The 13,724-nt window shown below is 67.8% G+C and carries 14 protein-coding genes; 6 read left to right on the top strand and 8 right to left on the bottom strand.

The window, feature by feature from the left end; all coding sequences use genetic code 11:
- The first annotated feature begins 56 nt into the window (after positions 1–56).
- From ASC76_RS03120 to ASC76_RS03110, 3 genes are all read left to right on the top strand, one after another.
- The gene (locus ASC76_RS03120; protein ID WP_056462198.1) at positions 57–1,520 is read left to right on the top strand and encodes an NCS1 family nucleobase:cation symporter-1; all 1,464 of its coding nucleotides are present in this window, start codon (positions 57–59) and stop codon (positions 1,518–1,520) included.
- 109 nt (positions 1,521–1,629) lie between these two features.
- Positions 1,630–1,776: a hypothetical protein gene (locus tag ASC76_RS25025; protein WP_157615236.1), complete on the top strand. Its 147-nt coding sequence runs from the start codon at positions 1,630–1,632 to the stop codon at positions 1,774–1,776.
- A 54-nt stretch (positions 1,777–1,830) separates the two neighbouring features.
- Positions 1,831–2,586, top strand: a complete 756-nt coding sequence (locus ASC76_RS03110) for a Sir2 family NAD-dependent protein deacetylase (protein ID WP_056462192.1) — start codon at positions 1,831–1,833, stop codon at positions 2,584–2,586.
- 40 nt (positions 2,587–2,626) lie between these two features.
- On the opposite strand, the gene ASC76_RS03105 is transcribed toward ASC76_RS03110, so the two are convergent.
- From ASC76_RS03105 to flhD, 8 genes are all read right to left on the bottom strand, one after another.
- Complete coding sequence (locus tag ASC76_RS03105; RefSeq protein WP_056462189.1) at positions 2,627–3,790, bottom strand: flagellar biosynthesis protein FlhB; 1,164 nt, start codon at positions 3,788–3,790, stop codon at positions 2,627–2,629.
- Between the two features lie 125 nt (positions 3,791–3,915).
- Positions 3,916–5,733 (bottom strand): diguanylate cyclase domain-containing protein, encoded by a 1,818-nt coding sequence (locus ASC76_RS03100; protein WP_082548668.1) that lies wholly within the window; start codon positions 5,731–5,733, stop codon positions 3,916–3,918.
- A 42-nt stretch (positions 5,734–5,775) separates the two neighbouring features.
- A complete protein-coding gene (locus tag ASC76_RS03095; protein ID WP_056463122.1) occupies positions 5,776–6,408 on the bottom strand; it encodes a protein phosphatase CheZ in 633 nt (210 codons plus the stop codon).
- Positions 6,409–6,431: 23 nt separating this feature from the next.
- Positions 6,432–6,830, bottom strand: a complete 399-nt coding sequence (locus tag ASC76_RS03090; RefSeq protein WP_056462183.1) for a response regulator — start codon at positions 6,828–6,830, stop codon at positions 6,432–6,434.
- 47 nt (positions 6,831–6,877) lie between these two features.
- Positions 6,878–7,831: a flagellar motor protein MotB gene (gene motB / locus ASC76_RS03085; RefSeq protein WP_056462179.1), complete on the bottom strand. Its 954-nt coding sequence runs from the start codon at positions 7,829–7,831 to the stop codon at positions 6,878–6,880.
- Complete coding sequence (motA, locus tag ASC76_RS03080; RefSeq protein ID WP_056462176.1) at positions 7,831–8,691, bottom strand: flagellar motor stator protein MotA; 861 nt, start codon at positions 8,689–8,691, stop codon at positions 7,831–7,833. Before motA ends, motB begins: the two co-directional genes overlap by 1 nt.
- Before the next feature lie 263 nt (positions 8,692–8,954).
- Entirely contained in the window at positions 8,955–9,491 is a 537-nt protein-coding gene (gene flhC / locus ASC76_RS03075; RefSeq protein ID WP_056462173.1) for a flagellar transcriptional regulator FlhC, read from the bottom strand.
- Positions 9,492–9,526: 35 nt separating this feature from the next.
- Entirely contained in the window at positions 9,527–9,850 is a 324-nt protein-coding gene (gene flhD / locus ASC76_RS03070) for a flagellar transcriptional regulator FlhD (protein WP_056462170.1), read from the bottom strand.
- A 394-nt stretch (positions 9,851–10,244) separates the two neighbouring features.
- Here flhD and ASC76_RS03065 point away from each other — a divergent pair, with 394 nt between their 5' ends.
- From ASC76_RS03065 to fliD, 3 genes are all read left to right on the top strand, one after another.
- Positions 10,245–11,063: a flagellin gene (locus ASC76_RS03065; RefSeq protein ID WP_056462168.1), complete on the top strand. Its 819-nt coding sequence runs from the start codon at positions 10,245–10,247 to the stop codon at positions 11,061–11,063.
- 207 nt (positions 11,064–11,270) lie between these two features.
- Positions 11,271–12,092, top strand: coding sequence for a flagellin (locus ASC76_RS03060; protein ID WP_056462166.1), 822 nt, complete (start codon positions 11,271–11,273; stop codon positions 12,090–12,092).
- 79 nt (positions 12,093–12,171) lie between these two features.
- The gene (fliD, locus tag ASC76_RS03055; protein WP_056462164.1) at positions 12,172–13,590 is read left to right on the top strand and encodes a flagellar filament capping protein FliD; all 1,419 of its coding nucleotides are present in this window, start codon (positions 12,172–12,174) and stop codon (positions 13,588–13,590) included.
- Positions 13,591–13,724: the final 134 nt, after the last annotated feature.

Here is a 13,724-nt window from a genome sequence, read left to right as displayed (position 1 = left end):
AACGTCGGGCCGTGCCGGCGGACGGCCGCCCGCGACCCGCCTCAGGAGACGCTGCCATGGACATCCGCAACCCCTCGCCCGACCTCTACAACGAGGACCTCGCGCCCGCCAAGGAACGAACCTGGGGCGCGTTCAGCATCTTCAACGTCTGGACCTCGGACGTGCACAGCCTGTGGGGCTACTACCTCGCGGCGAGCCTGTTCCTGCTGTGCGGCAGCTTCCTGAACTTCATCATCGCGATCGGCCTGGGCTCGCTGATCATCTTCGTGCTGATGAACCTGATCGGCTACGCCGGCGAGAAGACCGGCGTGCCCTACCCGGTGCTGGCGCGCGCGTCGTTCGGCGTCTGGGGCGCCAACCTGGCGGCGATGGTGCGGGCCGTCGTCGCCTGCTTCTGGTACGGCGCGCAGACGGCCGCGGCCTCGGGCGCGATGGTGGCGCTGCTGATCCGCAGCGACAGCATCATGGCGTTCCACAAGAACACCCACCTGCTCGGCCATTCCGGGCTGGAGTTGATCTGCTACGTCGTGATCTGGGCGCTGCAGCTGCTGATCATCCAGCGCGGCATGGAGACGGTGCGCAAGTTCCAGGACTGGGCCGGGCCGGCCGTCTGGGTCGCGATGCTGGTGCTCGCCGTCGGCCTGTGCGTGAAGGCGGGCGGCTTCTCGTTCGACCACGGCATCCCGATGGACGTGCTGCTGGACAAGACCAAGGACGCCGGCGTCAGCGGCGAGCCGGGCTCGTTCTGGGCCCTGATGGCGGTCGGCGCGACCTGGGTCACCTACTTCGCGGCGCTGTACCTGAACTTTTGCGACTTCTCGCGCTACGCCAAGAACAAGCAGGCGGTGAAGGTCGGCAACCTGTGGGGCCTGCCGGTCAACCTGATCGCGTTCTCGCTGGTCGCGGGCATCACGACGATCGCCGCGTTCAAGGTCTACGGCGAGGTGCTGCTGCACCCCGAGCAGATCTCGGCCAAGTTCGACAGCTGGGTGCTCGCGCTGATCGCCGCGATCAGCTTTGCCGCCGCCACGCTGGGCATCAACGTGGTCGCGAACTTCGTCTCCGCCGCATTCGACATCTCGAACGTCTTCCCGCGCACGATCAGCTTCAAGCGCGGCGGCTACATCGCCGCCGGGATCGCGCTGGTGCTGTATCCGTTCGCACCGTGGGAGGGCAACGCGGCGCACTTCGTCAACGCGATCGGCGCCACGATGGGGCCGCTGCTGGGCATCATCCTGGTCGACTTCTACCTGGTCGCGAAGGGCCGCGTGAACGTCGAGGCGCTGTACCAGGAGCACGGCGAGTACCGCTACCAGGGCGGCTGGAACATCAACGCGCTGATCGCGACCGGCGTCGGCTCGATCTTCTCGACGATCCTGCCCAACTTCACCAGCCTGCTGCCGCCGTGGTGGGGTACCTACGGCTGGTTCTTCGGTGTCGCGATCGGTGGGGCGACCTACTGGATGCTGGCGCTGCTGCGGCCGCGGACGGCAGCCGCAGCGCTGGCGGCCGGCAGGTGACTGCACGTTCCGGCGGCGGCGATGAACGAAGTGCGCGCGGGAACCGACGGACAGGGGGCGGCCGGGATCGGCCGTGACACCCCATCAACCCTATCCCGAGGAAATCGCCATGGGCAAGAGCGCCATGAAGAAGGACGCCATGACCAAGGATCACATGGCCAAGGACGGCATGAAGAAGGCCGCGACCGCGAAGGATGCGATGGCACCCGACGCCATGAAGAAGGACGCGATGGCGCCCGACGCGATGAAGAAATGACGCCGGCCACGCGTAACACGTCAGGTCTGACGTGTGCTGCGCTATCGTCGGCCGATGAATCGAACCACCGTCTCGACATTCGACCAGGTCGCGAACTGGCTCGGCGTCGCCCGCCGCACGGTCGTGCTGTCGGGCGCCGGGCTGTCCAAGGCCTCCGGGATCCCGACCTACCGGGACGCTGGCGGACTGTGGACGGAAGGTAACCAGCTCAGGTTCTCGGACGCCGCCGCGTACGAGAGCGACCCCGAGGGCTTCCTCGCCTTCTGGGACGCACGGCGCACCGAGCTGATGCGGGCGCAGCCCAACGCGGCGCACCGTGCGCTCGCCGATCTTCAGTCTCGCCGCCCCGCGACGACCCTGGTGACGCAGAACGTCGACGGGCTGCTGACGCGCGCGGGCGCGGGCACGGTGCTGGAACTCCACGGCGCGCTCGACCGCAGCTTCTGCACGCACTGCGGCGCCCCGGACCCGGCCCAGGAACGCGGGCACTGCCTGGTGTGCCACCTGACGACCAGGCCCACGGTGCGCCCGGCGGTGGTGATGTTCGGCGAGTCCCTGGATTCGAAGATCCTGGCCCAGGCGCAGTGGGCCAGCAGGCAGGCGGACCTGTTCCTCTCGGTCGGCACGACCGCCCTCGTTCACCCCGCCGCGGGGCTGGCGGAGCGCGCGCAGGCGCGCGGCGCGAAGCTGGTCGTCGTGAACGTCGAAGAGACGGTGGAAGACGGGCGGGCCGATGCGGTGCTGCGTGGCGGCGCCGAAGTGGTGCTGCCGGCGCTGGTCGAGGCCGCGGCGCGGCGTTGGGTTTCCTGATCCGGCGGTGGCACGGCGCGCTCGCGCGCCGCGTTACAGATCAATCGAACGCGTCCATTCCCGGCACCGGCTTGTTGTGGGGATCGAGCTCCGCCGGCACGTCCAGATCGGGCAATGCGTTCGGCATCGCGACCTGGCCGGCGAGCGCGGCGCGCAGCTGGTAGACGTAGGCGAGGACCTGCGCGACGGCGCCGAACAGCGCGGCGGGGATCTCGCGGTCGAGTTCGGCGTGGGCGTAGAGCGCGCGGGCGAGTACCGGGGCCTGCAGCACCGGGACCTTCGAATCCTTCGCCAGGTCGCGGATCGCCATGGCGATCAGGTCGGCGCCCTTGGCGACGACGCGCGGCGCGCCCATCTTCTTGTCGTCGTACTTGAGCGCGACGGCATAGTGGGTCGGGTTCATCACGACCAGGTCGGCGCCGGGCACGGCGGCCATCATGCGGCGCCGGGTCATCTCGCGCATGCGGGCGCGGACCTTGGCCTTGATTTCCTGGTTGCCTTCGAGCTCCTTGTGCTCCTGCTTCTGCTCCTGGTGGCTCATCTTGAGCTTCTGCGCGAGCTGGAAACGCTGCAGCGGCACGTCGATCATCGCGAACACGCCGAGCGCGATCAGCAGCAGGCCGACGCCGCCGACCATCGACGCCGCCGTCTGCTGGATCGCGGCCGGCAGCGGCAGCGCGAGCAGGCCGGCGAACTGGTCGACGTGGCCCTTCAGGAACAGCCCGCCGATGCCCCCGAGGATCAGCGCCAGCACGCTGCCCTTGAGCGCATCGACCAGCTTCTGTTTCGACAGGATGCCGGGCAGCCCGGTGATCGGGTTGAGCTTGCCGAAGTTCGGCATCAGCGGCTTGAGCGTCCAGTTCCAGCCCCCGATGGCCAGGCTGCTCGCCATGGCCGCGGCCATCATCGCCAGGCCGAACGGCACGACGATCCACATCATCCGGATCGTCAGGGCCTGCAGGCGCTCGCCCATCGCGCCGGGGTTCTGCAGCATGCCGCGGTCGAACTGCAGGCCCTGCATCAGCGTCTGCTTCAGCCAGTCGGCTGCGAACGGCGCGGCGGCGACCAGCAGCGCGCCGCAGGCCGCGATCGCGACGAAATGCCCGAGATCGCGCGAGCGCGCGACCTGCCCGTCCTCGCGCGCCTTCTTCAGCTTGCGCTGGGAGGCGGGCAGGTTGCGGTCTTGGGAACTTTGCTCGGACATGACGGCGCTGGCGCGCTAGAGGGCACTGCGTCGATTGTTCCGGCGCACGCCGGCATGACGCGGCGGATAAGCGGGGTGATCGCAGGCCACTTCCGAGCCCGTTCCCGGGCGGCCCGTCGCGCGGCTCAGGCCATCGCGTACCGGTCGCGGCCCCGCTGCTTGGCGCGGTACAGCGCCGCGTCGGCCTGCGCCAGCAGGGCCGGCGCATCGAGCGCGTCACCGTTGTAGACCGCCACGCCCGCGCTGGTGGTGACCGAGCGGGCGATCCCGGCCACGACGAACGCCGGGCGGATGCTGGCGATGACCTTGTCGGCGAGCGCGTCGACGTCGGCCGGGCCGGCCACGCCCTCGAGCAGCAGCACGAACTCGTCGCCCGCCAGTCGCGCGACCGTGTCGGTGACCCGCACGCTGTCGCGCAGGCGCCGCGCCACCTCGCACAGCACCGCGTCGCCGCCGGCGTGACCGAGCGAATCGTTGATCGACTTGAAGTGATCGATGTCGAGGAACATCACCGCCATCGGCTGGTTCGACCGCCGTGACCGCGCCATGCTCTGGACGATGCGCTCCTCGAACTGACGCCGGTTCGGCAGGCCGGTGAGCGGATCCACGCGCGCCAGCTGTTCGAGCCGGACCTGCGTCTCGCGCAGCTCGGTGATGTCGAAGGTCATCGCGTAGAAGCCCTGGACAAGACCGGCCGCGTCGATGTCCGGGATGTAGTTCGACTGGTACTGCAGCGCCCGGCCGTCGACCGTGTCGGTGTAGACGAACGCCGCCGGCTCGCCACGCAACGCCGCCTCCACGTGGGGCTGCAGCTGGACATACAGGGCCTCGCCGCGGACCTCGCGCATCGTGCGGCCCAGCGCCGTGCCGATGTCGGTGCCGTGAGTGCGCTGGATGTAGCCGTTCAGGAAGCGGTAGCGCTGCTCGCGATCGACGTGGGCGACCAGCGCGGGCAGGTTGTCGGTGATCAGGCGCAGGCGGCGCTGGCTGTCCTCCAGCGCCTGCTGGGCGACCTTGCGCTCGGTCATGTCGAGGTGGGTGCCGACGATGCGCAGCGGGCGGCCGTCGGCCGAGCGTTCGGCGATCACCGCATGGCTCAGCACCCAGATCCAGCGTCCGTCGCGGTGGCGCATGCGGTGTTCGATCTGACAGTAGGCCGTGTCGCCGGCCAGGTGCGTCAGGATCGCGCGGTCGACGGTCGCACGGTCGTCCGGATGCAGCAGCGCGCGCCACGGGAGCTGCTGCGCCGCGGCGGCGTCGTAGCCGAGCATCTCGCACTCGCGCGGGCTGGCCTGGAAGCGGCCGGTGGGCACGTGCAGGTCCCACAGGCCGAGGTTGCCGCCGCGCAGCACGAGCTCGAGCATCTCGGCGCTGCGGCGGCGCTCCTCGCGCGCCTGGGCGCCGATCCGTTCGAGCGCTTCGGCCTGCTCTTCCGAGATGATCGTGCGCAGGCGCAGCTCGAGCAACGCGGTGGTCTGCCGCGCCAGCGCCTGCAGCGAGCGGGCCTGCGCCGCGCTGATACGGCGCGGCTCGGTGTCGACCACGCAGACGGTACCGAGCGCGTGACCGTCGGCGGTGACGATCGGGGCGCCGGCGTAGAAGCGGATGTGCGGGTCACCGGTGACCAGCGGGTTGTCGACGAAGCGTGCGTCCAGCGCCGCGTCCTCGACGATCAGCAGCGGGTCGTCGCCGACGATGGCGTGCGCGCAGAACGCCGTGTCACGGTGCGTCTGCGGCGCGGCCAGGCCGACGCGCGCCTTGAACCACTGGCGCTCACCGTCGATCAGCGTGACCAGGCCGATCGGCGTGCCGCAGATCTGCGAGGCGAGGTGGACGATGTCGTCGTAGACCTGCTCCGGCAGGGTGTCGAGGACGCGCAGGCGGTGCAGCGCCGCGAGGCGCTCGGCCTCGTCGGCCGGCAACGGCGCTGGAACCGCAGGCATCTGACGAACGAGGGGCGGGATGCCCGGCGGGCCGAGCCTTGCTCAGAAGCCCAGGCTGGCGAGCAGGTCGTCGACCTCGCCCTGGTCCGCGACCACGTCGGTGCGGCCTTCGGGGTTCACGACCGGGCCGTTCAGGATCGTCGATTCGACGGCGCGGGCCTGCTCGGCCGGCGCGGCCTGCACCAGCAGCTTGACGAGGCTGTCCTCGAGGTCGCTGGCGAGCGCCACGACCTTGGCGACCACCTGGCCGGTCAGGTCGTGGAAGTCCTGCGCCATCATGATGTCGGTCAGGTGCGCGTCGATGCGCGCGGTGGCGGCCTCGACGTCGCCGGCGAAATTCAGCACCGCGCCGGTGGCCACGGCCTTGACCGGGTCGCTGATGATCGCCTGCGCGATACGGCGCGTCTCGGCGCTGATGCTCAGGTGCTCGGCCTTGGCCTTGTCGACCGAGTTCAGCACCTTGTCGGCGGCGTCGCCGGTCTTGCGGGCGATGTACGACAGGCGGCTGCGCGCATCGGGCAGGCCCTCGGCGGCCGTCTGCAGCTTCGGCATCACGCCGAGCTGGTTCAGCGTGTCGTGCAGTTGCCGGGTGATCAGGCCGAGCTGGTGAAACACCTCGGGCGAGGCACCCGCGGCCATCTGCGGCGCGAGCGTCTCCAGGTTGTCCATCTTCATGTTGTTCTGCTCCGGGGTCGCGCTCAAGCCGTCGCGGCGAGCTTCTGCATGATCTTCTGGACCTTCTCTTCCAGCGTCGCCTTGGTGAAAGGCTTGACGATGTAGCCGGCGGCCCCGTCCTTGGCGGCGCGCACGATGTCTTCCTTGCGCGCCTCGGCGGTCACCATCAGCACCGGCAGGTGCTTGAGCGTGTCGTCGGCCTTCACAGCCGACAGCAGCTCGAAGCCGTTCATCACCGGCATGTTGATGTCGCTGACGACGAAGTCGTACTTCGAGTTCTTCAACATGTTCAGCGCGACCGAGCCGTCCTCGGCTTCGTCGGCGTTGTTGTACCCGATCTCCTTCAGCAGCCCGCGCACGATGCGGCGCATGGTCGAGAAGTCGTCGACGATCAGGAATTTCATATCGGTGGATGTGGTCATGGCGCTCCTCGCGGGGTCGTTCAGGTGCCGCGATGGGCACCTGGTCCTTATCGGGTGATCGGGGGGGTAATTGAGGGCGTCGCGACGGCTTCCTTGAGGGTCTCCGTGGCTTCCTCGACGTCGTCGGGCTTCAGGCGCAGCAGCCGGTCCTCGGCCTCGCGGTTCATCACGATGATGCTGATGCGCCGGTTCACCGGACTGGTCGGCTCGTTCGGCTCGAACAGGACGCTCGAGGCCAGGCCCTGCACCAGCAGCACGCGGTCCTCGGGCAGCCCACCGGTGCCGAGCTCGCGGCGCGAGGCGTTCGCGCGGTCGCTCGAGAGCTCCCAGTTGCTGTAGCCGCGCTCGCCGGCGCCGAACGGCTGCGCGTCGGTGTGGCCCTCGAGCGTCAGGCGGTTCGGCACTTCGGCGAGCACGCCGCCGATCTCGCGCAGCAGGTCGCGCATGTAGGGTTTGACGACTGCGCTGCCACTGTCGAACATCGGCCGGTTCTGCTCGTCGACGATCTGGATGCGCAGCCCGTCGCGCGTCATCTCCAGGCGGATCTGCGACTTCATCGCCGCCAGCTTGGGGTTCGCCGCCAGCACGTCCTCGACCCGCTTCTTCAGCGTTTCGAGCCGGGCCGCCTCGGCGCGCCGCTGGTCGGCCTTCAGCGCCTTGAGCTGGACGGTGCGGTTCTTGGCTTCGACATCACCCTTCTTGACCTGGCCGTCGGTGCGCGTGAGGTCGGTCCCGCCGCCCTTGACCACGCTGGACGAATCGCCGGAGGTCGTGCCGCCGCCCATCATCGAGACCTTCAGCGGCGCGTTGAAGAAATCGGCGATGCCCTTCTTGTCGCCTTCGGTTGTCGACCCGAGCAGCCACATCAGCAGGAAGAACGCCATCATCGCGGTCACGAAGTCGGCATACGCGATCTTCCACGCGCCGCCATGGGCCGCATGGCCGCCCTTCTTGATCTTCTTGATGATGATCGGTTGGAGCTTCTTGGAATCGCCGGACATTACTTCTTGCCCTTCACATGGCCTTCGAGCTCGGCGAAGGTGGGCCGATCACCGGAGTACAGGACCTTGCGACCGAACTCCACCGCCACCTGCGGCGCGTAGCCCTGCATGCTGGCGAGCAGCGTGGTCTTGATGCACTGCAGTTCCTTGGAGCCGTCCTCGACCTTCTGCTCCAGCAGGCCGCCGAGCGGCTCGACGAAGCCGTAGGCCAACAGGATGCCGAGGAAGGTGCCGACCAGCGCCGAGCCGATCATGCCGCCGAGCACCGCCGGCGGCTGGCCGACCGAGCCCATCGTGTTGACCACGCCGAGCACCGCGGCGACGATGCCGAACGCCGGCAGGCCGCCGGCCAGGCGCGCGATCGCGGCGACGGCCGCGTGTTCCTCGTTGTGGTGGGTCTCGATCTCGCTGTCCATCAGCGATTCGATCTCGTGGGCGTTCAGGTTGCCCGAGACCATCATGCGCAGGTAGTCGGTGATGAACTCGACCACGTGGTGGTCGCTGCCGACCACCGAGTACTTCTGGAAGATCGCCGAGTTGTGCGGCTCCTCGACGTCCTTCTCGATCGACATCAGGCCTTCCTTGCGGGCCTTCTGCAGGATGTCGTAGAGCAGCGCCATCATTTCCATGTAGCGCGCCTTGCTGTACTTGCTGCCCTTGAAGCAGCGCCCGAGGCCGGCCAGCGACGCCTTGACGACCTTCATCTGGTTGTTCGCGAGGAACGCGCCGAGCGCGGCGCCGAGGATCGTGATCAGCTCGAACGGCAACGCATGCAGGATCACCGCGATGTTGCCACCGTGTGCGATGTAGACCCCGAAGATGCAGGCCAGCGCGAGGCCCCAGCCGACGAGAACAAACATGGTGTGAAGGTCCGAATGTGGAGACACACCAACTTCGGCGTGCCCTGCCCTGCCTTTTTATCGGCGCGGGATGTTCGGTCTTGAGTGTGGTGCCGGCGCCCCGGACACGAACCGCACATCAACGCCGAATTGACCGCCCAATAAAAAAACGGGCCCCGAGAGGCCCGTTTGAAAAGACACATGAATGTGCCAGGAGGAGACAAGCAATGAAAATCGAAACGTTGTCAGGTCTATCGGCCGTCGGCCGCCAGACTTGAGCGGAATCAGTGCATCTGGATGCCGCCGGCCGCCTTGCCCTTGCCGGCGCGCGCCGGGGGGCTGCACAGGCCGCACACATAGTGCTTGGCGATCTCGTGCGGGTGGGTGACGAAGTGGCCGCTGCACTTGGAGCACTTGGTCATCGTCAGCATGCCGTTGTCGACGAACTTGACCAGGCGCCAGGCGCGGGTCACGGAGAGCAGCGCTTCCAGGCCTTGCGCCTGGGTCTGCTCCTGGTAGAGCTGGTAGGCCTTGATGACGGTGTCGATCTCGTCCATCTCGGCGACCTTGTTCAGGTACTCGTGGATGTTCAGGAACAGCGAGGCGTGGATGTTCGGCTGCCAGGTCATGAACCAGTCGGTCGAGAACGGCAGCTGGCCCTTGCTGGGCGACTTGCCCGAGACTTCCTTGTACAGGCGCAGCAGGCGCTCGTAGGACAGGTCGGTCTCGGACTCGAGGACCTGCAGGCGGGCCCCGAGGTTGATCAGCGTGACCGCACGGCTGATCTGCTTGGCTTCGGTGAGGATGCTCTTGACGCGCATGATCGTGCTCCTGGCTTTGCTTCGTATTAGTAGGATCAGGCGGCTTCCTGGTGGCGGCCGGCCATCAGGATGGAAGCGTGCAGGCGCGAGGTGGTGTCGTTGGCGGCGCCCTTGCCGTGGTTGGTCAGCAGGCCCCAGACCAGGTCGTCGTCCATGCGGAAGCGACACAGCAGCGTGTTGCCGGAGGCGACCTTCATCATCTGGGCGGGGGTCAGCAGCGCGATCATCGCGGCGCTTTCCTCGCTGACGCCCAGGCGGAACAGGGCTTGTTCCTTGTCGGCACGGATCAGGCTCTGGGCCAGCATCAGGTACGACAGGTTGGCTTCGCGAATTTCGGTGAGGATCTGGTCTGCGTTCATGGTCTGCTCCGGGTGGTGTGTGTCTGTGGACGTTGTGTCGCCGTGTTCGGTCTTGTGTCTCAACGTGAAGCGAATTGTGAAGACACGATCAGGACCGAAACATCGGGTCAGTTCTGTCGCTTCAGTCCATGTTCTTCTGCGGACCTTGTCAGGGAACTTCCTACACGCCCTCGTCGGACACGGTTTTCGAGCCCGGACAGGCCGCCATAGCGTGAAGCTTTGAACAGCCGGCGAATGGCGTCGCAAATTTCTGTTGACACGGCCCCTCAAGTATCGAAACAGCCTGCCCGATAACCCAGCCAACGGGGACGAGCAATCCGAACCGGGGTCCGGAGTCAGACGAAACGCCGGGCATCAGGCAACCCGTCTCACCACCACTTTCGGAGATTTCCACATGACCATGTCCGTCAACACCAACATCATTTCGCTGAACGCTCAGCGCAACCTGTCGACCTCGCAGAGCTCGCTCGCAACCGCGATGCAGCGCCTGTCTTCCGGCCTGCGGGTCAACTCGGCCAAGGACGACGCCGCCGGCCTCGCCATCGCCGAGCGCATGAACGCTCAGGTCCGCGGCTCGAACGTCGCGATGCGCAATGCCAACGACGGCATCTCGATGTTCCAGACCGCTGAAGGCGCGATGGGCAAGATCGGCGACAGCCTGCAGCGCATCCGCGAACTGGCCGTGCAATCGGCCAACGGCGCGATCTCGGACGCCGACCGCACCAACCTGAACGCGGAAGCGACCCAGCTCGTGGCTGAAATCGCCCGCGTCGCCGACGGCGCCAAGTTCAACGGCGTCAACCTGCTCGACGGCAGCCTGACGACGGCCGACTTCCAGGTCGGCGCCGATGCCACCGACGTGATCACCGCGACCGTCAGCTTCGACATGACCGCGCTGGGCGCCTATGCCGCCGCCGACATCAGCACCCAGGCCGGCGCCACCGCCGTGCTGACCGCCACCGACACCGACCTCGACACGCTGAACACCGCCCGGGCCGATGCCGGCGCGCTGCAAGGCCGCTTCGAAGCCGTCGTCGGCCAGCTGCAGGTCTACGCCGAGAACACCTCGGCCGCCCGCGGCCGGATCATGGACGCCGACTTCGCGACGGAAACCGCCTCGCTGTCGCGCGCCCAGATCCTGCAGCAGGCCGGCAGCGCGATGATCGCGCAAGCCAACCAGCTGCCGAACGCCGTGATGTCGCTGCTGCGCTGATCGACCGCAAGAACGCGCTGTCCAGTACGAGCCGCCCTCCGGGGCGGCTTTTTCGTGTCTGGATCTGGGGTGTTTTCACGGCGTGTTTCCGGCGATCGGGCCGGCGCGGGCTGCTGAAGAATGGCGATCACGGGCCCACTGTGGACACAGGCCTGAAGTCGCCGGCGAGTCGCCGGAAGCGTTTGGAACATTTCCGGAGTCACGACCATGCCCATGACGATCAACACGAACACCATTTCGCTGAACGCTCAGCGCAACCTGTCGACCTCGCAGAGCTCGCTCGCGACCGCGATGCAGCGCCTGTCTTCCGGCCTGCGGGTCAACTCGGCCAAGGACGACGCCGCCGGCCTCGCCATCGCCGAGCGCATGAACGCCCAGGTCCGCGGCTCGAACGTCGCGATGCGCAATGCCAACGACGGCATCTCGATGTTCCAGACCGCTGAAGGCGCGATGGGCAAGATCGGCGATAGCCTGCAGCGCATCCGCGAACTGGCGGTGCAATCCGCCAACGGCTCGATCTCGGACGCCGACCGCACCAACCTGAACGCCGAGGCGACCCAGCTCGTGGCTGAGATCGCCCGCGTCGCCGACGGCGCCAAGTTCAACGGCGTCAACCTGCTCGACGGCAGCCTGACCTCGGCCAACTTCCAGGTCGGCGCCGACGCCGGCGACGTGATCAACGCCTCGGTCAGCTTCGACATGACTGCGCTGACCGCCTACGCAGCCGCCGACATCAGCACCCAGGCGGGCGCCACCGCCGTGCTGACCGCCACCGACACCGACCTCGACCTGGTCAACACCGCCCGCGCCGATGCCGGCGCGCTGCAGGGCCGCTTCGAGGCCGTGATCGGCCAGCTGCAGACCTATTCGGAGAACACCTCCGCCGCCCGCGGCCGGATCATGGACGCCGATTTCGCGACCGAGACCGCCGCCCTGTCGCGCGCCCAGATCCTGCAGCAGGCCGGCACCGCGATGGTCGCGCAGGCGAACCAGGTGCCGAGCCAGGTCATGACGCTGCTGCGTAACTGATCGACGCAGTTTCGCTGAAGACACGCCTCAAGCCGGCGCCTTGCCGGCCGATAGTGGGGAGACGTAACAGGAGAATCCCATGGCAGTGTCATCGCCCGGCATCGGCAGCGGCCTCGATGTGAACAGCATCGTGACGCAGCTGGTGGCCATCGAGCGGCAGCCGATCACGACGCTGCAGAAGCAGGCCACCGACGTCCAGTCGCAGCTGTCGGTCTACGGCCAACTGCAGTCCAAGCTCTCGGCGCTGCAGAGCGCGAGCGCCGCGTTGAGCCAGTCCACCACCTGGACGCAGACCGCCGGCACGTCCAGCGATCCCGCGTCGGTCGGCGTCGCCACCGATTCCACCACCCGCGCCGGCAGCTACCAAGTGCAGGTGACGTCGCTCGCGTCGGGCCAGTCCGTCGCCACGGCGAGCAGCTACGCCTCGGCCGACGCCGTGATCGGCGAAGGCACGCTGCACGTGCAGCTCGGCAGCTGGGCGGGCGGCGGCTTCGCGGCCAAGGCCGGCGCAACGGCCGTCGACATCACGATCGGCCCCGGCGCCAAGACGCTCGCGCAGGTGCGCGACGCGATCAACAACGCCAACGCCGGCGTCACCGCCTCGGTGCTGACCGATTCGACCGGCACCCGGCTGGTGCTGCGTTCCAGCGCCACCGGCGAAGTCAACGGCTTCCAGATCGGCGTGACCGACACCGGCGGCGGCGGCTTGTCCGCCCTCGCCTACGACCCGGGCGGCACCTCGGCGATGACGCTCGCGCGGCCGGCCGCCGACGCGATCGCGACGATCGACAACCTGCCGGTGCGCTCGGCCAGCAACACGCTGTCGGGCGTGATCGACGGTGTCACGCTGACGCTGTCCAAGGTCACGACTGCGCCGGTGCAGATCGTCGCCGCCAACGACGCGGACGCGATCAAGACTAAGATCACCGCCTTCGTGACGGCGTACAACGACGTCAACTCCATGCTGGCCGCGCAGACCAAGTACGACGCCGCGACCAAGACCGCCGGTGCGCTGCAGGGCGACAGCGCCGCGTGGGGCTTGCGCACGCAACTGCGCAATATGCTCGGCACCACCAGCGGCGCGTCGTCGATGTTCGGACGGCTCTCGGACATCGGCTTCGACGTCAAGTCCGACGGCTCGATCAGCGTCAACGACACCAAGCTGAACAACGGCCTGGCCAACCTCGACCAGCTGCGCAAGGTGTTCGCCAACAGCGACCCGGTGACGCCGGCCAACGACGGCGTCGTGCTGCAGATGCGCAAGCTGACCGACCGCATGCTGGCCTTCGACGGAACGCTGCAATCGCGCACCGACGGCCTGCAGCACCGGCTCGACCTGAACCAGACGCGGCAGAGCCAGCTCGAGGACCGCGTGACGCGGACCGAGGCACGCCTGCGGGCCCAGTATTCAGCGCTCGACACCCAGATGAACACGCTGAACGGCCTCTCCAACTACGTGCAGCAGCAGATCACGAACTGGAACAAGAGCACGGCCTGAGCGGTGCGCACGCACCGGATCGCCCGCCATGCCGCCCGGTCCCGCCGGGCGGTTTGCATTGGGCGCCCGGCCCGCGCAGACGCATGAAAAGCAGGCCCGCGCACCTCTAAAGGGACGTGCTTCGCAGCCGATAA

The sequence above is a fragment of the Rhizobacter sp. Root404 genome (assembly GCF_001425865.1).
Taxonomy (GTDB): domain Bacteria; phylum Pseudomonadota; class Gammaproteobacteria; order Burkholderiales; family Burkholderiaceae_C; genus LMDS01.
The sequence above is the reverse complement of the archived record's forward strand: the minus strand, read 5'-3'. Positions and strand labels throughout refer to the sequence as shown.